The 19,650-nt window shown below is 62.0% G+C and carries 17 protein-coding genes; 9 read left to right on the top strand and 8 right to left on the bottom strand.

The window, feature by feature from the left end:
- Positions 1 to 303 precede the first annotated feature (303 nt).
- The 3 genes from BB934_RS50490 (at position 304) to BB934_RS40695 (ending at position 5,141) form a co-directional block, all read left to right on the top strand.
- Positions 304 to 2,730 carry a calcium-binding protein gene (locus tag BB934_RS50490; protein WP_269467698.1) on the top strand — a complete coding sequence of 809 codons (2,427 nt, stop codon included), beginning with the start codon at positions 304 to 306 and terminating at the stop codon, positions 2,728 to 2,730.
- Positions 2,731 to 3,034: 304 nt separating this feature from the next.
- The gene (locus BB934_RS40700; RefSeq protein WP_099515303.1) at positions 3,035 to 3,934 is read left to right on the top strand and encodes a tyrosine-type recombinase/integrase; all 900 of its coding nucleotides are present in this window, start codon (positions 3,035 to 3,037) and stop codon (positions 3,932 to 3,934) included.
- A 10-nt stretch (positions 3,935 to 3,944) separates the two neighbouring features.
- Positions 3,945 to 5,141, top strand: coding sequence for an IS91 family transposase (locus tag BB934_RS40695; protein ID WP_157934671.1), 1,197 nt, complete (start codon positions 3,945 to 3,947; stop codon positions 5,139 to 5,141).
- Between the two features lie 486 nt (positions 5,142 to 5,627).
- Here the strand turns inward: BB934_RS40695 and BB934_RS40690 are convergent, their stop codons facing one another.
- From BB934_RS40690 to BB934_RS40655, 8 genes are all read right to left on the bottom strand, one after another.
- Positions 5,628 to 6,413 carry an SDR family oxidoreductase gene (locus BB934_RS40690; protein ID WP_099515302.1) on the bottom strand — a complete coding sequence of 262 codons (786 nt, stop codon included), beginning with the start codon at positions 6,411 to 6,413 and terminating at the stop codon, positions 5,628 to 5,630.
- On the bottom strand, positions 6,413 to 7,339 hold the full coding sequence (locus BB934_RS40685; RefSeq protein WP_099515301.1) for a dihydrodipicolinate synthase family protein: 927 nt from the start codon (positions 7,337 to 7,339) through the stop codon (positions 6,413 to 6,415). Before BB934_RS40685 ends, BB934_RS40690 begins: the two co-directional genes overlap by 1 nt.
- A gap of 13 nt (positions 7,340 to 7,352) precedes the next feature.
- Positions 7,353 to 8,777 carry an FAD-binding oxidoreductase gene (locus BB934_RS40680; RefSeq protein WP_099515300.1) on the bottom strand — a complete coding sequence of 475 codons (1,425 nt, stop codon included), beginning with the start codon at positions 8,775 to 8,777 and terminating at the stop codon, positions 7,353 to 7,355.
- On the bottom strand, positions 8,774 to 9,463 hold the full coding sequence (locus BB934_RS40675; RefSeq protein WP_099515299.1) for an aspartate/glutamate racemase family protein: 690 nt from the start codon (positions 9,461 to 9,463) through the stop codon (positions 8,774 to 8,776). The genes BB934_RS40680 and BB934_RS40675 overlap by 4 nt, the downstream gene beginning before the upstream one ends.
- Entirely contained in the window at positions 9,460 to 10,131 is a 672-nt protein-coding gene (locus BB934_RS40670; protein ID WP_099515298.1) for a flavin reductase family protein, read from the bottom strand. The genes BB934_RS40675 and BB934_RS40670 overlap by 4 nt, the downstream gene beginning before the upstream one ends.
- A 4-nt stretch (positions 10,132 to 10,135) precedes the next feature.
- On the bottom strand, positions 10,136 to 11,389 hold the full coding sequence (locus BB934_RS40665; protein ID WP_237050644.1) for a Zn-dependent hydrolase: 1,254 nt from the start codon (positions 11,387 to 11,389) through the stop codon (positions 10,136 to 10,138).
- The gene (locus tag BB934_RS40660) at positions 11,386 to 12,735 is read right to left on the bottom strand and encodes a dihydroorotase (protein ID WP_099515297.1); all 1,350 of its coding nucleotides are present in this window, start codon (positions 12,733 to 12,735) and stop codon (positions 11,386 to 11,388) included. The genes BB934_RS40665 and BB934_RS40660 overlap by 4 nt, the downstream gene beginning before the upstream one ends.
- 112 nt (positions 12,736 to 12,847) lie before the next feature.
- A complete protein-coding gene (locus BB934_RS40655) occupies positions 12,848 to 13,969 on the bottom strand; it encodes a DUF917 domain-containing protein (protein ID WP_099515296.1) in 1,122 nt (373 codons plus the stop codon).
- Between the two features lie 119 nt (positions 13,970 to 14,088).
- Here BB934_RS40655 and BB934_RS40650 point away from each other — a divergent pair, with 119 nt between their 5' ends.
- From BB934_RS40650 to hydA, 6 genes are read left to right on the top strand one after another with little or no spacing between them, the layout of a single operon-like run.
- Positions 14,089 to 15,015, top strand: coding sequence for a LysR family transcriptional regulator (locus BB934_RS40650; RefSeq protein ID WP_099515295.1), 927 nt, complete (start codon positions 14,089 to 14,091; stop codon positions 15,013 to 15,015).
- Positions 15,016 to 15,045: 30 nt separating this feature from the next.
- Positions 15,046 to 16,002, top strand: a complete 957-nt coding sequence (locus BB934_RS40645; RefSeq protein WP_237050642.1) for a substrate-binding periplasmic protein — start codon at positions 15,046 to 15,048, stop codon at positions 16,000 to 16,002.
- Positions 16,002 to 16,769, top strand: coding sequence for an amino acid ABC transporter ATP-binding protein (locus BB934_RS40640; protein ID WP_099515294.1), 768 nt, complete (start codon positions 16,002 to 16,004; stop codon positions 16,767 to 16,769). Before BB934_RS40645 ends, BB934_RS40640 begins: the two co-directional genes overlap by 1 nt.
- Positions 16,770 to 16,778: 9 nt before the next feature.
- Complete coding sequence (locus BB934_RS40635) at positions 16,779 to 17,453, top strand: amino acid ABC transporter permease (protein WP_099515293.1); 675 nt, start codon at positions 16,779 to 16,781, stop codon at positions 17,451 to 17,453.
- Entirely contained in the window at positions 17,453 to 18,127 is a 675-nt protein-coding gene (locus tag BB934_RS40630; RefSeq protein WP_099515292.1) for an amino acid ABC transporter permease, read from the top strand. Before BB934_RS40635 ends, BB934_RS40630 begins: the two co-directional genes overlap by 1 nt.
- Before the next feature lie 28 nt (positions 18,128 to 18,155).
- Positions 18,156 to 19,637: a dihydropyrimidinase gene (gene hydA / locus BB934_RS40625; protein WP_099515291.1), complete on the top strand. Its 1,482-nt coding sequence runs from the start codon at positions 18,156 to 18,158 to the stop codon at positions 19,635 to 19,637.
- The last annotated feature ends 13 nt before the right edge of the window (positions 19,638 to 19,650 follow it).

Below are 19,650 nucleotides of genomic sequence, written 5' to 3'. Positions count from 1 at the left end.
TTCCCTGGCTATCAGGAACGTCCGGTGTTCCCAGATTGAGCGGACTTTCCGCTAAGGTCAGCCCCGTGCCATTAGGAGACTTTCCGAACTCATGGGCGGCGTTTGGGAGGTCCAATCATCCTACTCTGCACAATTTACTCTTCACTTTAATTAATCGCCTACGCAAGCCTCTCTCGATTGCGCCAGAGTTGGGAATTTTTTACAGTCCTGCCGTTACGTCAGCCGAGTCTCGGATTTGACTGGCGATAGGGCGAAAAATTCAGAGCCGTCGCGCACGAAATCGGCGCCGGCACAGGGGCAAACATGGCGGCATTGATCGTTAGGTTCGAAGAGGAACAAAAGGTCAATACCTATACTTCAGGGGTGCAATCCACTGTGGCCGTGGCAACTTTGGCGGGTGGCGGCTGGGCGGTCACTTGGCAATCGAATGGCCAGGACGGCTCCGGCTTCGGCATCTACCAGCAGCGCTACAATGCCGATGGTTCCCTCAGTGGCACTGAACAGAAGGTCAATTCCTACACGCCAGGTGAGCAATCAAGCCCGAGCATAACGGCACTGGCCGATGGGGGATGGGTAGTCACCTGGCAATCCAACGGTCAGGACGGCTCCGGTTATGGCGTTTACCAGCAGCGCTACAATGCCGATGGCTCGCTCAGGGGCAGCGAGCAGAAGATCCATTCCACCACATTCAACATTCAAACATTGCCGAATGTGACGGCGCTGACCGATGGCGGCTGGGTGGTGACCTGGCAAGCGAGTGATGGTTCTTCGCCTAGCGTCTATCAGAAGCGCTACAGCGCCGACGGTTCGCTTATCGGCGGTGAGCAGAGGGTCAACACATACACCACAGGCAACCAGGAACGTGCGGATGTGACGGCGCTAGCCGATGGCGGCTGGGTGGTGACCTGGTCGTCCTTCAGCCCCGAGCAGGACGGTGTCGGCTGGGGGGTGTATCAACAGCGATATAATGCCGACGGCTCGGCGAGGGGCGGTGAACAGCGGGTCAACACCACTGTCATGGGCAGCCAGCAATCTCAGAGCGTGACCTCTCTGGCGGACGGAGGCTGGCTAGTGACCTGGCAATCCCTCGGTCAAGACGGCTCCGGCCAGGGCATTTACCAACAGCGGTATAGTGCGGACGGCTTGATCAGCGGCAGCGAGCAACAGGTCAATTCCTACACGTCAGGGGATCAAACACTCCCGAGCGTAACGGCGCTGGCGGATGGCGGCTGGCTGGTGACCTGGAGTTCCAGCGGTCAGGACGGCTCGGGTTTCGGGATCTACCAGCAACGTTACAGTTCAGACGGCTCGCTCAGGGAGAGTGCGACCAGTGAGAGGAGAGTCAACAGCTTTACGGCGGGCTCTCAAGAGGCCTCAAACGTGAGGGTTCTGAAGGACGGCGGTTGGGTGGTGACCTGGGCATCCGACGGCCAAGACGGCTCCGGCTTCGGCATCTACCAGCAGCACTACAGGGCCGTGACTTCCTTTGGCAGCGGGAAGGAAAGCGGAACCGGGTGGATCGATGACGATCTCTTCCACGTCCGGAACGGCGGCCTCGCCAACGGCGACAGCCTGGAAGGCGGCCTGGGAACCGACACCCTCGCCATGATCGAGACCGGCACCCTGGATTTGACCGCACCGGATCTGCTGACCGGCATCGAGATCGTGCAAGGCACCGGCGGCCATGATGTGATCGTCACGAACGCCGCTCGCCTCGTAAGCATCTTTGGGCTTCAGGGCGGCGCGGGTTATGACGAGTTGCGCCTGAAGACCGGCGTCTATGATCTGACAAACAAGTTCATCTCCGGCATCGAAGCCGTCACGCTGGACAGTGCGACATCCGTCACGTTCGACGACAAAGCGGCAGCGCTACTGGCCCGCAGCCTTACGCAAGACGGGATTGTCAGTCTCCAAGGTGACACCTTCTCGCTTGCCGAGCGCATGCAGCTCTACGGCCAGGGCATCCGGACGGTGACCGATGCAGGCGGCGTCCATAACCTGACTCCCGCCGAAGCCAGCTTGAGCCAAGCGTCCGTGCAGGAAAACACCGCCGTCGGCCAGGGAATTGGCTTCCTGTCGGCCGCCGATCCTAATCCCCTGGATGGCCTGCACTTCGAGCTGATTGACAATGCTGGGGGGCGCTTTGGGCTCTCCGGCAACCAGCTCGTCGTGGCTAACGGCAGGCTGCTCGATTACGAGAACAGCACGTCGCATCAGATTGTCGTGCGCATCATCGATGATGGCGGGATCAGCATCGACAAGTCGTTCACGATCAACATCGGTGACATCCCGGTGGAAAGGCTCAGGGGCTCTGCGAGGAACGACACCCTGATCGGCGGCGCTGGCAAGGATGCTCTGTACGGCGGATCGGGCAACGACACCCTGATCGGTGGCGCGGGTAAGGACGTGTTCGTTTTCAATACCAGGCTCGATGCTAAGAACCTCGACAGGATCAACGACTTCAACGTGAAGGACGATTCGATCTGGCTGGAGAATGCGATTTTCAAGGTGCTCGGAAAGAAGGGCACCGAGTCCAAGCCAGCCAATCTCAACAAGAACTTCTTCGTCATCGGTACGGAGGCTAAGGAGAACGACGACCATCTCATCTACAACAAGAAGACGGGCGCCTTGTACTATGACGTTGATGGCCTTGGCTCGGCCAAGCAGGTTCAGATCGCGGCTCTGAAAAACAAGGCAACACTCACTTACAACGACTTCTTGGTCATCTGAGGCGGTTCGACGAGAAGAGATTGCAACCCAGGTGCTAACCTCGATTGCAATCTATCGCACTGACAGCAGGTTGGCGGAAACGTAAGACACCTTTCGCGCCAGCCCCCGAACGCCAACCGCCTCACGTACGGGCGGCGTTGGTCAGCTTAGGGTCAGGGAACGAACCCTCTCGCGCGGGAGGGCGCGCGTTTCAAGGCTGAAGCTTAGTCTCTGGCGTCAGTGAGGCTGTGGTCGATCAGAGGTGACGGACGCTGCTCCGCCTCCAAGCTTGAAGGGTCAACCTTCAGCTTGAGAGGAGCGCCCCATGATCGTCCATCCGTCCGGCAGCGCGTTGCGCCAGCGCATGATCGAAGACATGACGCTGCGCGGCTTCACCGAGAAGACGCAGCACGACTACATCCGCTGTGTGAAGACCTTCGCCGCCTTCCTCGGCCGCTCCCCCGACAGGGCCACCGCCGAGGACCTGCGCCGGTTCCAATTGCATCAGACCCAGAGGGGCGTACAGCCTCCGGGCATCAACAGCGCCGTCGCGGCGCTGCGCTTCTTCTTCACCGTGACGCTGGACCGGCCCGATCTCGCCTGCCGTCTCGCGCTCGTCCGCCAACCGCGCAAACTGCCGCTGGTGCTGAGGATCGAGGAGGTCACGCGACTGCTCGAAGCGGCGCCGGGTCCGAAGTACAAGGCTGCGCTGGGCACGGCCTACGGCGCCGGATTGCGGGTCTCCGAGATCGTGTCGCTCAAGGTGAGCGACATCGACAGCACCCGCATGCTGATCCGGGTCGAGCAGGGCAAGGGCCGCAAGGACCGCCACGCCATGCTGTCGCCGCACCTGCTCGAGCTCCTGCGCGCCTGGTGGCGGGAGGGAAGCCGCCGCGGCCTGATGCTGCCGCAGGGCTGGCTGTTCCCGGGCCGCAATCCGGTCACGCCGCTGTCGACCCGTCAGGTGAACCGCGCCGTCCACGCCGCGGCCCAAGCCGCCGGGATCCGCAAGCGGGTGACGCCGCACACGCTGCGCCACAGCTTCGCCACGCATCTGCTGGAGCAGGACATCGACATCCGCGTCATCCAGGTCCTGCTCGGCCATGCCAAGCTCGAGACCACCGCGCTCTATGCCCGCGTCGCCACCACGACGATCCGCACTGTCATGAGCCCCCTCGACCGGATCTGGCTTGGGCCGCAGGACGGGGCGCGGCCGGACGGATGACAGGGCGGCGGTGAGCCGTCCGCCGCTGGAGGTCGCCGATATCTTCCATCGTCATGGCGCCGCCTGGCGCGCGGCCCATGCCGGCCATCTCAGCCTCGGCCAGCTCAAGGTGATGGCGGCGATCGAGGCCTGCCGCACCGCAGCCCTCGGCGGCCATAGCGAGGCCTGCGCGGACTGTGGCCAGGTCCGCATCGCCTACAATTCCTGTCGCAACCGGCACTGCCCAAAATGTCAGGGCGCCGCGGCCCGGGACTGGCTCGCCGCGCGCCAGGCCGATCTGCTGCCGGTCGGCTACTTCCACGTCGTGTTCACGCTGCCGGCCCGGATGGCCGACATCGCCTGGCAGAACAAGGCCGTGATCTATGATCTGCTCTTGCGCACCGCCTCCGAGACGATGCTGACCATCGCCGCCGATCCGCGCCATCTCGGCGCCCGCATCGGCCTCACCGCCGTGCTCCATACCTGGGGCTCGGCCATGACCCACCACCCGCATGTCCACATGATCGTGCCCGGCGGCGGCATCTCGCTCGATGGCAAGCGGTGGGTGGCGTGCCGGCCCGGCTTCCTGCTGCCCGTGCGCGTGCTCTCGCGGCTGTTTCGGCGGTTGTTCCTGTCAAAGCTCGCCGACGCCCATGCGGCCGGGCATCTCCACTTCTTCGGCGATCAGGAAGGCCTCAGCGACCGGCGCGCCTTTGCCGCCGTCCTGGCGCCCCTGCGCCGGAAGAACTGGTTCGTCTACGCCAAGCCTCCCTTCGCAGGGCCCGAGGCTGTGCTGGCCTATCTGTCGCGCTACACCCACCGCGTCGCGATCTCCACCTCTCGGCTGATCTCGCTCGACGACAGGGGTGTCACCTTCCGCTGCAAGGACTATCGTCGCAACGGCACTGAGCGCTACCAGGTCATGACGCTCGATGCGGGCGAGTTCATCCGGCGTTTTCTGCTCCACATCCTGCCCAAGGGTTTCCACCGCATTCGCCATTACGGCCTTCTCGCCAGCGCCGGCCGCAAGGCGAACATCATGCGGGCCCGCGCCCTGCTCGCTGCGCCGGAGCCTGAGGCGGACCGCGGTGGCACGGACAATGCCAGCCTCGCCACGCCCACGGACACGAGGCCGCGCTGCCCGTGCTGCGGCGGCCGCATGATCGTCATCGAGACATTCGCGCGCGGCCACCATGCCCGCGCGCCGCCCTGGACCCAAACGCCATGAGCTTGAACCACAAACCGGCTTACAACGCTGCCGCAGGCGCCAACCATCGGCAGCCGGATCGCTGTGTGCAACAGCGCTCGCGGGCCTCGGTCATACAGGTCGCAAGGCTGAAATCATCCGCCTTTCGCCGGCCACATTACAAATGGCGCGGGCTTCACCAGCCCCGGCCACCGGCCGAAGACTTCCGTTCATCCCGCCAAACGCATTTATCCGGCCCCAGCGGGCTAGGCGGAACCGTCAAATCCCCATAGGCCCCGAAACTGCGATCGTCATCCCGCGGGTTCGTTCCCTGGAGGCTTTCGGACGCCGGCCCCGGTGCAACTGGCTGCCGCTGTGATGGCCGACATCCGAAACCCTTCACAAGAGCTGACCTTTGTCGCGTTAGCAATACGCCTAAAACGGCCAAATTTTAATCCATAAACCCGCTCCTCGCTCGGACCACTCAATTCCGAACAGAGGCTTAGCCGGGAAGGTCGGAGCGGCCGATCAGATCGAGCGAGTGGCACCGCCGTCGATGCGGATTTTCGAGCCAGTCACGTAAGAAGCGCGCTCACTGGCAAGAAAAGCTACCACATCGGCGAATTCTTGCGAGCGGCCGTAGCGGCCGACCGGAATGCTGGCCATCGAGGCCTTCGCGACAGCCTCGACGGACGCGTTGCTGCGATCGGCCGCCGCCCTGTCGAGCTGATCGACACGCTCGGTGTGAATGCGGCCCGGCAGCACCACGTTGACGGTGATTCCCTGTGCCGCCACTTCGGACGCAAGCGTCTTCGACCACCCTATCACCGCGGACCTGATTCCGTTGGACAGCGCCAAGCGCGGGATTGGTTGTTCGACGCCGGAGGAGGCAATGGTGACGATCCGTCCCCAGCCTCGTTGGGCCATGGGCGGCACCAGTCGCTGCGTCAGGTGAAAGAGGTTCGCAGCCATAGCCTCAAAATGGACGAGCCAGGCCTCGCGCTTGGCCTCGCGGGCTTCCGCCGGTGGCGGACCACCGGAGTTCCCGACGAGAATGTCGACCCCACCTGCCTCAAGCAGCCAGTCACATAGGCCGTCGACGGATTCGACGACTGAGAGATCGAGCTGCGCGGCCTCCACGCGACCACGGATGTCTGCCGGAATTTCGGCGATCCAACCGTCGATCGCTTCCACACGGCGGGCCGCCGCTATGACGGTCGCTCCTTCTGCCGCAAGCGTCTTTGCTATTGCGGCGCCGAGACCGCGGCTCGCGCCGATCACAAGCGCTCGTTTTCCATTCAGTCCGAGGTCCATTAGCCAATCTCCGCAAGGCGACGTGTCTGGCGGGTGATCAAGCGCTCAATCTCCGCAATATCAGAGTTGGAGAGTTTGGGGCCAGGCTTGCGCAGGGCTCCCGAGGCAATGGCCCCGCGCTTGGCGAGTGTATATTTCCGGATCGTCAGGCCAAGGCCCGGCTGCTGCTCGTAGCGGGCAAGCGGCAGATAGGCGTCGAAGAGGTCATGGGCACGCTCCACGTCGCCCGCCGCGTAAGCTTTCCAGACATCTACCATCATCTCCGGATAGGCAAATCCCGTCATGGCCCCGTCGGCGCCACGTCCCAGCTCCTCCGGAAGGAACATGCCGCCATTTCCGACCAGGATCGAGATGCGCCGCTCACCCTTCTCGCTTGCCGCGCGCAGAGCGGAAATCTTGGAAAGACCCGGCCAGTCCTCATGCTTCAGCATCACGCAGGTCGGCAGAGCCTTGACGATGCGCAGGATCGTCGCGGGCGAGATCTGCACGTTCGTCACCAAGGGGAAATCCTGGAGCACGAAGGGTGTATTGCCGAGAGTTTCGGGGACTGCCTCGTAATAATTGAAAATCTGGTCGTCGGTCCTGAGGTTCCCGGGTGGCGCTACCATGACGCCGGCAGCGCCTTCCGCCATCACGCTCTCGGACAACTCGCGCATGGGTGCAAAGCCGGGAGCCGACACGCCCACAACCACCGGGACGCGTCCACCGACCCGCGCCAGGACTCGCTTCACAAACGTGTTCGACTCCGCAGCAGTCAGCTTGGGGGCCTCGCCCATCATGCCCAGCACGGTCAGACCGGTGGCGCCCTTCTCAAGATAGAAGTCGACCATCCGATCGGTGCTCTCCAAATCGAGAGCACCGTCATCTGTGAAGGGGGTGACAGCAATGACGTAGACGCCCTTGGCGCTTTCATCGAGCAATGCCATGAAATGTCGTTCCTTACTGTTTGGCTGAGAGAGGCAGAAGTTTGCCCGGATTGAGGAGCTCGGCGGGATCGAACAATCCCTTCAATGCCGCCATGAGCTCCAGTTCGATTGGTGCCTTGTAGCGGGGCATGTCGCCGACGCGCAGCTGTCCGATCCCGTGTTCGGCACTGATGGAGCCTCGATAGGCCTTGGCCTCGTCATGCACGACCCGGGTGAGCCTCGGCGCCAGAACGGCGAAATCGGCCTCGCTCATGTCGATGGCCCGCAACAGGTTATAATGCAGGTTGCCGTCTCCGAGATGGCCGAACACGACATGCCGGACGCCGGGAGAGACGGCCGCAACGGCCCTGTCCGCAGCCGCGATGAATTCGGCCATGCGAGAGACAGGAACCGAGATGTCATGCTTGGCGGCTTTTCCTTCGCGCACCAAGGCCTCGGATATCCCTTCACGCAGGCGCCAGGAGGCTTTGGCCTGGGCGATATCCTGGGCGATTGTCGCGTCTAGAGCAAGTTCTGCTTCCGATGCGGCGACGAGCGCATCCTCGAGCCGGGCGTTCAGGGCTGCGTCATCATCCGTGTCCGACAGCTCCACCAGCACCAGTGCCGGAGGTACGGCCCCAAAGGGGATACGAGCGTCGGCGATATGGCGAAGCACGAGATCTATGCAGGCGCCCGTCATGAATTCGAAGGCTGTCAGGCGATCGCCGCACTTGCCTCGCACGAGTGCAAGCAGAGAGAGCGCCGCTTCCGCGTCCGGCACGGCGACGAGAGCAGTCGCCTTGGCCTTGGGTTCCGGGAACAGCTTCAGCACCGCGCCGGTGATGACGCCGAGCGTGCCTTCAGAGCCGATGAAGAGATCGCGCAGGGCATAACCGGTATTGTCCTTGCGCAGGGCTGTGAGGCCATCCCAAATGCGACCGTCCGGCAGGGCCACTTCGAGGCCAAGGGTCAGTTCTCGCATCGTGCCGTAGCGCAGCACGGCAACCCCTCCCGCATTCGTCGCGAGATTACCTCCGATCGTGCAGCTTCCCTCGGCTCCGAGGCTCAAGGGGAAGTGGCGCCCGACCTCCTTTGCGGCCGTATGAACGTGCGCCAGCACGACGCCGGCATCGACGGTAATCGTGTTTCCAATGGGATCGATCTCGCGGATCCGGTTCATTCGCGTCAACGACAGCACGACCGCGCCGCCCGAAGCATCAGGGGTTGCGCCGCCCGACATGCTCGTGTTGCCGCCCTGCGGAACGATCGGAGTTCCTGTCTCACGGCAAGCTGCGAGAATGGCCGCCACCTCCGCTGCAGAGCCGGGCCGGACCACGGCCTGTGCCGAGCCATGGTATTTTCCGAGCCAGTCATTGACGTACGGTGTCATCGATGCATCGTCGGTGAGAACGTTCCTCTCGCCGACGATGGCTGCAAGCCTGCCGAGGAGCCCGGTCATCGGCCTGGCCCGACGGTTGAACCGCCGCTCCAGCCCAGACGCACCCGGCCGACGGCCATGGTGACGGCCGCCTGCGTCGGCTCCACAACCGGGATCCCGAGCTCCCGCTCCAGCGTCTCGCGGAAACGGGCCATGCCGGCGCATCCCATGACGAGAACGTCGGCTCCATGCGTGTTCCGGAGCGTCCAACCGACGTCGATCATGCGTCCGAGCGTGCGCTGCTCGTCCGACAGTTCGGAGACGCCCAGGCCGATGGACAGATCGGCGGCGAACCGGTCGAGTACGCCCATGGCGCCGAAATAGCGAAGATGACGCGGGATCGAGGTTGGCAGGATCGCAATGACGCCGAACCGCTGGCCGAGCGTCAGGGCCGTCAGGACGCCGCACTCGGCAATGCCCAGGACGGGCCGAGCACTCTGCTCGCGCAGTGCATGCATGCCAGGGTCGGAGAAGCAGGCTACGACGAAGGCCGCTGCCTCGCTCTCGAGCGACCCCGCTTGCTTCAGGAGCGGTCCGACGATGCCGTCCACGTCACGCTGGGACTGGATACCAGGAGGGCCTTCAAGCAGGGTCACGCAGGCGATCGCGGGACCATCGGCGGAACGGAGCGGCGCAACAGCTGCGTCGATGCCCGCCGTTACGCTGTCGTTGGAATTGGGATTGATGACGTAGATCGTTCCGCTCATGGTTCACCTTCATCCTTGTTGGCCCGCACGGCCTGTTGTTGCGCGCGCCATGTGTCGTAGCTCTGCCGCGGGACCTGGAATCGGTCCCTCGTCGTGACATACCAGTCCGCTCCGTGCAGGCGGCCAACGAGATCCAGCGCGTCGATATCGACATGGAAATTGCTGTCCACGAGACCATCGCGGATGTGCAGATGGACGATTTCGCCCACGACGAGATTACGGTGGCGCGTGCCGAGTGACAGGGACACGGTCTCGCGGCACTCAAGCTGCACCGGAGACGGGGCGATCCGCGGCGCGGCGACCTGTCGGCTCGGGGCCGAGGTCAAGCCGGCGGCGGCAAGCTCGTCGATCCCGGACGGCAGATCGATGGCGCAGATCGTCATCGCCTCCACGAGAGCCCTGTCCACCAGATTGACGACGAAGCTTCCCGTCGTGCGGATATTGCGCATGGTGTCCTTCAGCGGCGCCTCTGCCGGCTCACGACCCTCGATGCCCAGGACTACGAGCGGCGGAGCATGGCTGAAAATGTTGAAGAAGCTGAAGGGCGCGGCGTTTACGTTTCCGTTCCCGTCGACGGTGGTGACGAGCGCGATTGGCCGCGGGAGGACAGTGTTCACCAGAAGCTTGTATAGGTTACGGTCGGTGAGGTCGCTTGTCGCCCAATCCATGGTATCACCCGAGGATCGCGTCGAGCCGACGCACCGTCTCGAAGAGGACGCGGGCGCCGTCGGCAGCCTGATGCGGTTCGATCGACTCCTCCGGCGCGTGGCTGCGGCCGTCGAGGCAAGGCACGAAGATCATACCGATCGGCCCGGTCAGCGCGACAAAGACGCCGTCGTGCCCTGCACCGCTCGGCAGGTCCCGGGATGATAATCCAAGAGAGGATGCGGCGGCCCTGATTGCGTCGCGCACGACGGGAGCGCAGGGGGTCGGCGAAGCATGGCTCACAGTCTCTGCCTGAACTTCGAGTCTCAGTGCCTCCAGCGCAGGGCGAACCTCTTCGATCAATGTCTTGCCGAAGGTGCGGGTCGCGGCTTCGTCGCCGCACCGCACTTCAAGAACCATTTCGACTTCGCCCGGCACCGCGTTGGCCGCGTTCGGAAGAACATCCAGCTTTCCGACCGTAGCGACGAGGGGCTTGTCGCTGTCCGCCAGTGCAAGAGCGCGCGCATATACTGTCCCCACAATGTGAGCGGCACCGACCAATGCATCCGCCCGCAGGAGCATCGGCGTTGCGCCCGCATGATCGGCACGCCCCTTGACCGTGATACGCTCCCGGTGAATGCCGACGATATCCGTGACGATCCCGATGGCGGTGCCCTCCTGCTCGAGCACACGCCCCTGTTCGATATGCACTTCCACATAGGCCGCCGTGCCGTCGGGGGAACGCCTGACGGAAGCGAGCCTTTCGGGATCCCCGCCCACATAGGCCAAGCCCTCTCTCAATGTCATCCCGTCAGGCCGCCTGAGATCCCGCATGCTGGCGGAGAACATTCCGGCCAAGGCCCTGCTGCCGATGCAGGATAGGCCGAACTCGCTCGGCTCCTCGGCCAGGAAATCGTAGATCTCCAGCGGATGACGCAGACGATCGCCGCGTTCGACGAGGCTCTGCGCGACTTCGAGGCCGGCGAGTACGCCGAGGATGCCGTCGTAACGGCCGCCCGAGGGCACCGTGTCGGAGTGGGATCCGATGACGATCGGCTTCAGGTTCGGATCGGATCCGGCGAGCCGGCCGACGAGGTTGCCGGCGGCATCGATCGACGTAGCAAGCCCACCGGTGCGGAACTCGTTGGCGAGCCATTCCCGTCCCTTCAGGAAGAGGGGCGAGAAGGAGCGGCGCGTCCACGGGCGGTCGGGATCGGTGATCCGCGACAGGGCCTCGATGCGCTCCCAGAGGCGATTGGCGTCGATGGCCACGGCCGTCACGCCGCCGGGCGGAGGAAGCGGCCGTCGCCGGCGTTGTTGCGGATCGCCGATCCATCCCAGGCGAGTGCACCGCGGACATAGGTCGCCGCCACGCGGACGGTGAACTCACGGCCTTCGAAGGAACTCCACTTGACGGCGGAGAGGCTCTTCGACGGATCGAACGGGAAGCGGCCGGGCTCCAGCACGACGATATCCGCATCGGCTCCCGCTTCGAGGCGCCCCTTATCGGCCAGGAGGAAAGCCTTCGCCGGTCCCTCGCAGAGCTGCTTGACCACCATGGTTGGCGAGATGCCGTGTTCTTCACAGCCCGTCCAGAAGGCTGGCAGCAGGGTTTCGATGCCCGGGCCGCCCGAGGTGTTCTTGAAGATGTTCGGATCGCTCTTCTTCTCCAGTCCCCACGAGACGTGGTCGGAGGAGACGAAGTCGCAATGTCCCGCAGCGATATGGCTCCAGAGGAGCTCCGTTTCGGCCTTTGGGCGGATTGGCGGGTAGTGCTTCACCTTCGCGCCAAAACGTGGGACATGCTCCTCTTGGTTCAGCATCAGATATTGCACGCAGCTCTCGATAGAAGCCTTGTAGCCGGCGCGCTTGTACATGTTTGCGATCTCGAAACCGCGCGAAGTCGAAACGTGGACTGCGTGGGCGCGGGCACCTGTCTCAGCACCAATCTCGTAGATGCGGGCGGTGGCGAGGTTCTCGATCAGCGGCGTGTGTGCGCGGCCAAAGGCGTCGGGGCCGGTGTCGCCAGCCTCGACGAGGCGAGCGATGTTGCGCCTCGTCATTTCCTGATCTTGATTATGGACACCACAGAGCAAGCCCGAGGGAGCAAGGCGTCTGAAGGCCTCGAAGATCGTGTCATCCCCAACTCGCGGGAAGCGGGTGGGATTCGCCTCGAAAGTTGAGAACTTAAACGCGCATGCGCCGGCATCAACCAGACCTGGAATTGCATCAAGGCCATTCTCAACTGTGATCGTGGCATAGAGCGCCACATCGACATGGGCGTCACGTTGGACCGTGGCGACCTTTTCATTGAACAGGGTGGAATTCGTAACCGGCTCCGGCTCGTCATAGGGCATGTCGACCATGACCGTCACGCCGCCTGCCGCTGCGGCGCGCGAGCACATGCCAATACCCTCGTGGTTGGCTTGGCTGCCGGAATGAACCTGGCCGTCGATCACGCCAGGAATGATCCATTGGCCGCGAAAGTCCTGAGACTCGCGGGCCGAAGGCGGCGTGCCTGTACCGACAGCTGCAACTTTTCCCCCGGAGACGGCGACATAGCCGTCTTCGATGATCCGGTCTGTCAGAACTATGTTGCCGCGAAGGGCAAGATCAATATCGCTCATGAGAACCTGCTTGTTAGAGGGTGGCGGGCAAGCCCGGCGTATGATGCGGCAAGCATAATGGCAGCCATTCAAAACCGATCATGCTTATTCTGGCATGCTTCATAACCGCGTGTTATTCCCTGCTGTGAGATGCCTCCGTGCGGTCTCTGCCCAGAGCATAGCTTGTCAAGTCGAGACCCAAAGCCTCCTCGACGATGGGGTACACGCTAGGATCCGACACGCTGGCGCTGAGCGGGATATGACTTTTCGCGATGCGCAGGATGGCGAGCTCCATGCCTTCCTGTACATGGCCGACGCTGATCGGCGCGCCATCGTCGTTGAGCGTGGTGATGACATCTGGATAGGTCGCGACACGCTGCCCGTCGAGATCGGTCACAGCCATGTATTCATTCATCACGTGCAGAATACGGCCACTCTTCCCCTCGCCGATCTGAATGGTGCCGACGTCAAAGGCCTGCCGGGTGTACTCGACGGATTTTCGGATGACTTTGCCTTGCCCGACCACCGCACCCGACGTCTGGTCGCAGATCGCGTCAATGACAGCGCGGCCGCCTTTCGGCCTTGCAGCCAAAATACGTTTGCCAAGCGCCAATGCCATCGAGATACCACCCAGAGCCGCGTGCTGACGCACGTAGGAGGCGGGTACGGGGTTGCGGCAGGAAGCAATGAAACCGCCCGACATATCAGAGGCCGTGCGCAGGATCGGCGAGACCTTCGCAGTCGTGCCGCGGACCACAAGCTCGATATAGGCGTTCCGGGAGCGATTCCCGCCCGCCGCGGTCTGGATTGTCGCTTCAGGGCTGCCGGCGAGCCCGATTGATCCCATATCCCCAGTAGGATGCGCGCGGATATCGCCAACTGCATCGATGACCTTTGTGCCCAGAACCGCACTTGGCAGCCAAGCATTCAGCGTGCTCGACATACCGTTCTGACCAATTATCAGGCCGTAGATCGGCTTGCCGAGGGAGTCCTGCAGCAGCTCGACAGCACGCACGTAGTCGATCCCGAGCATCTGCCAGTCGGTTGTTCCTGCTGGAGCCCCAATGGCCGCCGCCGTTGCGATGATGGCATCGTCGGGAACCTCGTCCATGGAGACGAGCTCGGGCTGGCCTGTCATGACCGCGGCCTGGCCTAACATGCGACCATGGTCCGGCCAGCCACCTCCCCCCGCCGCGAAGATTGATCCGCCGGCGATCGCCGTCTCGACATCGTCAATGGTCAAGATGCGTTTCATGTCCCCTCCCTCACCGACGCGGCATGCACCGGAATACCGGTCCGAAACCGACCATAGTGGGTGTTATCCCATCAGGAACATGCTATTTCTGCGTCAGGTCATAACCGGATGTTATCTCTATGCGCTTCAATCTACGGCAGATCGAGGTGTTCCGCGCTGTCATGGTGACAGGCTCGATTAGCGGTGCGGCTCGCCTGTTGGCGGTATCGCAACCCGCGATCAGCCGGTTGCTCGCATATACAGAAGATCGTCTCGGCCTGAAGCTCTTTGAGCGTGTAAAAGGCCGCGTTCAGCCGACCCCCGAGGCCAAACGCCTTTTTGCGGAAGTGGATCAGGTCCACCAGGGCGTTCTTCGGGTCAACAACCTGGCGCAGGAGTTGCGTGAGCGTGGTACGGGCGGCATGCATGTTGTCGCCAGCCCAAGCGTCGGTCAGGCTTTCGTGCCTGAGGCTATCTACCTCTTCCGGCACCACTTTCCCGATGTGCGGGTCGAGTTCGAGATCCTAACCCTGCCGGAGCTTGTAGCCCGTGTCAGCGCAAACCGGGTGGATCTAGCCCTTTCAGTCCTGCCGGTCGATGAGCCAACCATTGTGGATACAACCATCTTTGAGGGAAGCCTCAGGGTCATCGTCCCGCGCGGCCATGAGCTCGCTCAGTTGTCCGTGATCACCCCTGCTGATCTAGCGCCTTATTCTCTTATTGGCTACGGCCCGCAAACCCCTTATGGCCTCTATGTCGAGCACGCCCTTGCGGCAAGTGGCGCATCGCTTCGGTTCGACACTGTCGTGCGGTTCACGCCCGTGGCCTGCTCCCTGGTCCAGGCCGGAGCCGGTGTTGGCATCGTGGATGAATTCGTGATCCGCGGCGGTACCTGGCCCAAGATCGAGACGCGGCCGTTCCTGCCGCACACACGGATGCACATTCACCTTCTCAAATCGCGCTTGGAACCTCTATCGCGCGTGGCTCAGGCATTCGCGAAAATCTTGTACGACCTTGCAGGCGAACGTGCATCGAAATCCGATGGTGACTTAAACATTGTTACTTAACATAACGTTATGCCTTGGCCATAAGATAGCATGGGCAAGGAATGGGTCACTGCTGATACGCTGATCTATGGATGGGCTTGTTCCGTCAAAAACATTAAGGGAACAGAGGATATGTGGATTTCGTCGATGAAGGGGATGCGCGCTGCAGCCCAAGGCCTGGCTCTCGCCGCTCTGCTCACAACTCCCGCCCTGGCACAGGATGCCGATCACCCGCAGAACGAAAAGCTGAAGATCGCATGTGACCTCGGTTTCGCTCCGTTCTGTTTCAAGAAGACCTCAGGCGAGATTACCGGCTTTACCTATGATTTCGCGGAAGCCATCGCGAAAAAGCTTGGCCGTCCTGGCATTGATGTAACCGATAGCAATTTCTCGGCGATCTTTGCAGGCCTGTTCTCCAAGCGTTACGAAATGATCCCGGCACCGACAAACATCACCACCGAACGTGCGGCCCAGATGTTGTTCAGTGAACCCTACATGCCGACCGGCATGGGTTTCCTCGTCAAGAAGGGTGGCAAGATCGCCAACCTTGAGGAATTGAAGGGTAAGGAAATCACCGTTAATAACGGCAGCATCTCGGACAAGTGGCTCACGGATAATCAAGCCAAGTACGGCTATTCAATCCAGCGCTACAACAAGAATGCGGATGCCGTGCAGGCAGTTATGATCGGCCGCGCATTCGCGAATGTCGCGGATGCTCCTGTCTCGCGCTATGTCTCGACCCAGGTGCCCAATACCAACGTTGCTTTTGTTCTCGACAGCGGCAGGCACTTCGGCATTGCCTTCCGCAAAGAAGATACTGCATTCCGCGCAAAGGTTGAGGAAGCTGTCGAGTGCCTGAAGACGGATGGTACCCTCGCCAAAATTCATGAGAAATGGTTCGGTGTGGCGCCGGAGGAAGGGTCCTCCACCGCGAAGGTCTACCCCGGCACCGGAGCGCCCGACTTCGAGGGCTACGATGTTACCGAGCGCAAGACGTCCTGCCAGTGATGGTTACACAAGACAGCATCGGCCCCAACGGTGACGGCGACATCGTCGTCATCGATGGGCTCCGTAAATCGTATGGTGCCGTGGAAGTTCTTCGCGGCATCGACCTCACGGTCAGAAAAGGCGAGGCCGTCGTCATCGTCGGCTCGTCTGGCTCGGGCAAGAGCACCTGCCTGCGATGCATCAATCGCCTCGAGGAGCCAACCAGTGGACGCATCGTTGTCGGCGGGCACGAGGCTACGGGCAATAACGTGGATCTTAACGCTCTGCGACGGCGCATCGGCATGGTGTTCCAGAGCATCAATCTCTACCCGCACAAGACAGCACTCGGCAACGTGACGCTCGCTCTGCGCAAGGTCGTCGGCCTTTCCAAGGCCGAGGCGGATGCGAAGGCCCTCAAGCACCTTGAGCTTGTAGGGCTCGCACAAAAGGCGGACTCCTACCCAGCTCAGCTCTCGGGCGGCCAACAGCAACGCGTGGGCATCGCCCGTGCCATGGCGCTCGAACCGCAGGTGATGCTCTTCGACGAGCCAACCTCTGCTCTGGATCCAGAGCTGGTCGGCGAAGTGCTCAACGTAATGGTGCGCACGAAGGAGCTGGGTATGACCATGATCGTGGTCACCCATGAGATGCAATTCGCCCGTGAGGTGGCAGATCGGGTGGTCTTCATGGATCACGGATCAGTGCTGGCGCAAGGCACGCCGGAGGAGATCCTGGTTTCCCCGCAGAACTCCCGCATTCGCGAATTCGTCACTCGCACCAAATCCTGACAGCAGCCGATGGATCAAATTGTTCGATATTTCTTCGACTTTCCGCTGATGGCGGACTACTGGCCGGATATTCTTTGGGGGTTTTTCATCACGATCCAGATGTCGGTGCTGACGGTCGTGATCGGGACTCCGCTCGGGCTCCTGATTGCCATCATCCGGCTCTACGGCATCAAACCACTGAATGCGCTGATCATCTTCTATATCGACTTCTTTCGTTCGATTCCGCAGCTTGTGCTGATTGTGCTCGCCTATTTCGCTCTACCCCATCTCGGACTAGTATTAGACCCGTTCACCGCCACTGTGGTCGCTCTCGCGATAGTTCTGTCGGCATTCGCGGAAGAGATTTTTTGGGCCGGGATCAACGCAGTCCATAAGGGACAATGGGAGGCGGGCCGCTCGACTGGTTTGGGGTTCACTCAGACGCTTGCTTATATTATCTTGCCACAAGTGGTGCGGATATCCATTCCGCCCCTCACCAACCGTGCCATCGGCATTAGCAAGGGCACCACACTCGGCTCAGTCATTGCCGTTCCAGAACTGCTTAGTGTCACATCGAGCATCCAGTCTAACGTCGCAAATCCGACTGCCTTGACTGTTGGCGCGCTTCTCTTCCTCGCTCTGTTCCTGCCCTTCGTGCGCTTCACACGCTGGCTTGAGCAGGCCTACGCCCATCCGAGGTCTTAATGAGCGAGCTCGTCACCACCTTCTTCAATCTCGACGTTCTCCGGGAAGTCTGGCCCCTTCTCGTCGAGGGACTATGGCTAACCCTTGCCTTGGCGGCAGTTGCGGTGCCGCTGTCCATTGCCATCGGTCTTGTCATCGCGGTGGCGCAAGACCTGCGCAGCACCCCACTACGCATGGTGCTCGTTGCCTATGTCGACACGCTACGGGCAATCCCGCCTCTCGTCCTACTGATTTTCATTTTCTTCGGCCTTCCTTTCCTCGGACTTAGCCTTGGGGAATTCTCGGCAGCCGTTCTCGCTCTGACGCTAAACGGCTCAAGCTATTTCGCCGAAATTTTCCGAGCGGGTCTTGAATCCGTGCCGAAGGGCCAGCGGGAAGCCGCCCGATCGACAGGTCTCAGCTGGCTCCAAAGCATTACATATGTTGTCGCACCGCAGGGGACACGCAACGTGCTGCCGGATCTGGTTAGCAACACGGTAGAGCTCGTTAAGCAGACTTCCATTGCGTCTGCGGTGGCGCTGCAGGAGTTGCTGCGCTCGGCACAAATCGCGCAAGGTCTCCTCTACAACCCGACCCCGCTCGTGGCGGCGGCCATCGTGTACTTCCTCATGTTCTGGCCGTTCGTGCGCCTTGTATCCCGGATGCAGAACAAGACCGTTATGCATTCAGCCTGACCCTTTAGCGGCGGAGGCCGAGATCCTTATGAGCACGCAATCCTTCGACATAGTAATCCGCGGCGGGCGGGTCGTGACTCCAAAGGGCACTGCGGAAACAGATATTGGCATCCGCGACGGCCGGATCGCGGTGCTAGGTTCAGGGCTCTCGGCCACGGCCGAGGTGGTAGACGCGAGCGGACTTCTCGTTCTCCCTGGCGGTGTGGATGCCCACTGCCATATCGACCAAATGGTCTCAAGCGGGGCCCGTACCGCGGATGATTTCGAGGGGGCGAGTGTCACGGCAGCCTTTGGCGGAACCACCACGCTGATCTCTTTCGCAGCCCAGCACCGAGGCCAGAGCCTTCGTCGTGTAGTCGAGGAATACAAGACCCGTGCACAAGGCAAGTCCGTGCTCGACTACGGCTTCCATCTGATCGTGACGGATGCGTCGCAGCAGACGCTGGACGTCGATCTACCTGCGCTCGTGAATGAGGGCTTCACGTCCGTGAAGATCTATCTCACCTACGATGCCCTTCGTCTCGACGACCGGGCGGCGCTCGACGTTCTGACAGCAGTCCGACGCGAGCGGGCGATGCCGCTCATCCATGCGGAGAGCCACGATATGATTGCGTGGTTCACCGAGAAACTCCTGGCATCCGGCTACGGCCAGATCCACCATCTTGCCGATGCGCGGCCCAGGCTAGCAGAGCGCGACGCGGTGCACCACGCCGTCTCCTTAGCGGAGCTTGTCAACATTCCAATCGTGCTCGTTCATATGTCGAGCGCGGAAGCGGTGGAACAGGTCCGCTGGGCCAGGAGGCGCGGCTTCCCCATCTATGCTGAAACCTGCCCGCAGTATCTGGTCCTGACACGCGAGGCCCTCGACCGACCATCCTTCGAAGCCGCCAAATTCTGCTGCAGCCCTCCACTGCGCGACAAGGCGAGCCAGGACGCGCTGTGGTCGGCCCTAAGTGATGGCACACTTTCCATCCTGTCCTCGGATCACTCCGCCTTCGTGATGGAAGGTCCTGACGGCAAGCTGAGGGACGGTCCTGATACCGTCTTCAACCGGGTCCAATACGGCATGCCCGGCCTGGAGCTTCGCCTTCCCCTCATTTTCTCGGAGGGCGTCGTGAGTGGACGTCTATCGATTGAGCGGTTCGTCGAGGTGACGGCTACCGAGCCCGCGCGCCTTTATGGCCTCGCCGGCCGCAAAGGTGTCATCGCCCCAGGCGCTGACGCCGATCTCGTCCTCTGGGATCCCAAGAAGCAGATTAGGATCACTCCCGAGGCCTTGCACGACGGCCTTGGCTGGACACCTTATGAAGGACGTTGTGTGACGGGCATGCCCGTGATGACGATGGCGCGCGGCACGGTTGTTTGTCGCGAGGGTGAGCGACTCGCGGCAGGTGGGCACGGCCGCCTCCTAGCACGGGCCCGGCCCGAGGCCTGCGCTATCAACACGCCCCCGGTCACTGGATTTGATGTAGTGAGCGGCCAATTCATTTGTGACGTGCCCGCCTCATAGATCGTTCAACACG

Origin of the sequence: Microvirga ossetica (assembly GCF_002741015.1) — a bacterium.
Lineage (GTDB): Bacteria > Pseudomonadota > Alphaproteobacteria > Rhizobiales > Beijerinckiaceae > Microvirga > Microvirga ossetica.
Note: the sequence above shows the minus strand (reverse complement) of the source record. Positions and strands in the feature narration are given on the sequence as shown.

Bases quoted from the DNA above. Each gene is read 5' to 3' on its own strand.
- BB934_RS40660 (WP_099515297.1), bottom strand. From the start codon at position 12,735: ATGAGCGATATTGATCTTGCCCTTCGCGGCAACATAGTTCTGACAGAC.
- BB934_RS40645 (WP_237050642.1), top strand. From the start codon at position 15,046: ATGGGCAAGGAATGGGTCACTGCTGATACGCTGATCTATGGATGGGCT.
- BB934_RS40670 (WP_099515298.1), bottom strand. From the start codon at position 10,131: ATGGATTGGGCGACAAGCGACCTCACCGACCGTAACCTATACAAGCTT.
- BB934_RS40700 (WP_099515303.1), top strand. From the start codon at position 3,035: ATGATCGTCCATCCGTCCGGCAGCGCGTTGCGCCAGCGCATGATCGAA.
- BB934_RS40655 (WP_099515296.1), bottom strand. From the start codon at position 13,969: ATGAAACGCATCTTGACCATTGACGATGTCGAGACGGCGATCGCCGGC.
- BB934_RS40690 (WP_099515302.1), bottom strand. From the start codon at position 6,413: ATGGACCTCGGACTGAATGGAAAACGAGCGCTTGTGATCGGCGCGAGC.
- hydA (WP_099515291.1), top strand. From the start codon at position 18,156: ATGAGCACGCAATCCTTCGACATAGTAATCCGCGGCGGGCGGGTCGTG.
- BB934_RS50490 (WP_269467698.1), top strand. From the start codon at position 304: ATGGCGGCATTGATCGTTAGGTTCGAAGAGGAACAAAAGGTCAATACC.
- BB934_RS40675 (WP_099515299.1), bottom strand. From the start codon at position 9,463: ATGAGCGGAACGATCTACGTCATCAATCCCAATTCCAACGACAGCGTA.
- BB934_RS40630 (WP_099515292.1), top strand. From the start codon at position 17,453: ATGAGCGAGCTCGTCACCACCTTCTTCAATCTCGACGTTCTCCGGGAA.
- BB934_RS40635 (WP_099515293.1), top strand. From the start codon at position 16,779: ATGGATCAAATTGTTCGATATTTCTTCGACTTTCCGCTGATGGCGGAC.
- BB934_RS40680 (WP_099515300.1), bottom strand. From the start codon at position 8,777: ATGACCGGGCTCCTCGGCAGGCTTGCAGCCATCGTCGGCGAGAGGAAC.
- BB934_RS40650 (WP_099515295.1), top strand. From the start codon at position 14,089: ATGCGCTTCAATCTACGGCAGATCGAGGTGTTCCGCGCTGTCATGGTG.
- BB934_RS40685 (WP_099515301.1), bottom strand. From the start codon at position 7,339: ATGGCATTGCTCGATGAAAGCGCCAAGGGCGTCTACGTCATTGCTGTC.
- BB934_RS40640 (WP_099515294.1), top strand. From the start codon at position 16,002: ATGGTTACACAAGACAGCATCGGCCCCAACGGTGACGGCGACATCGTC.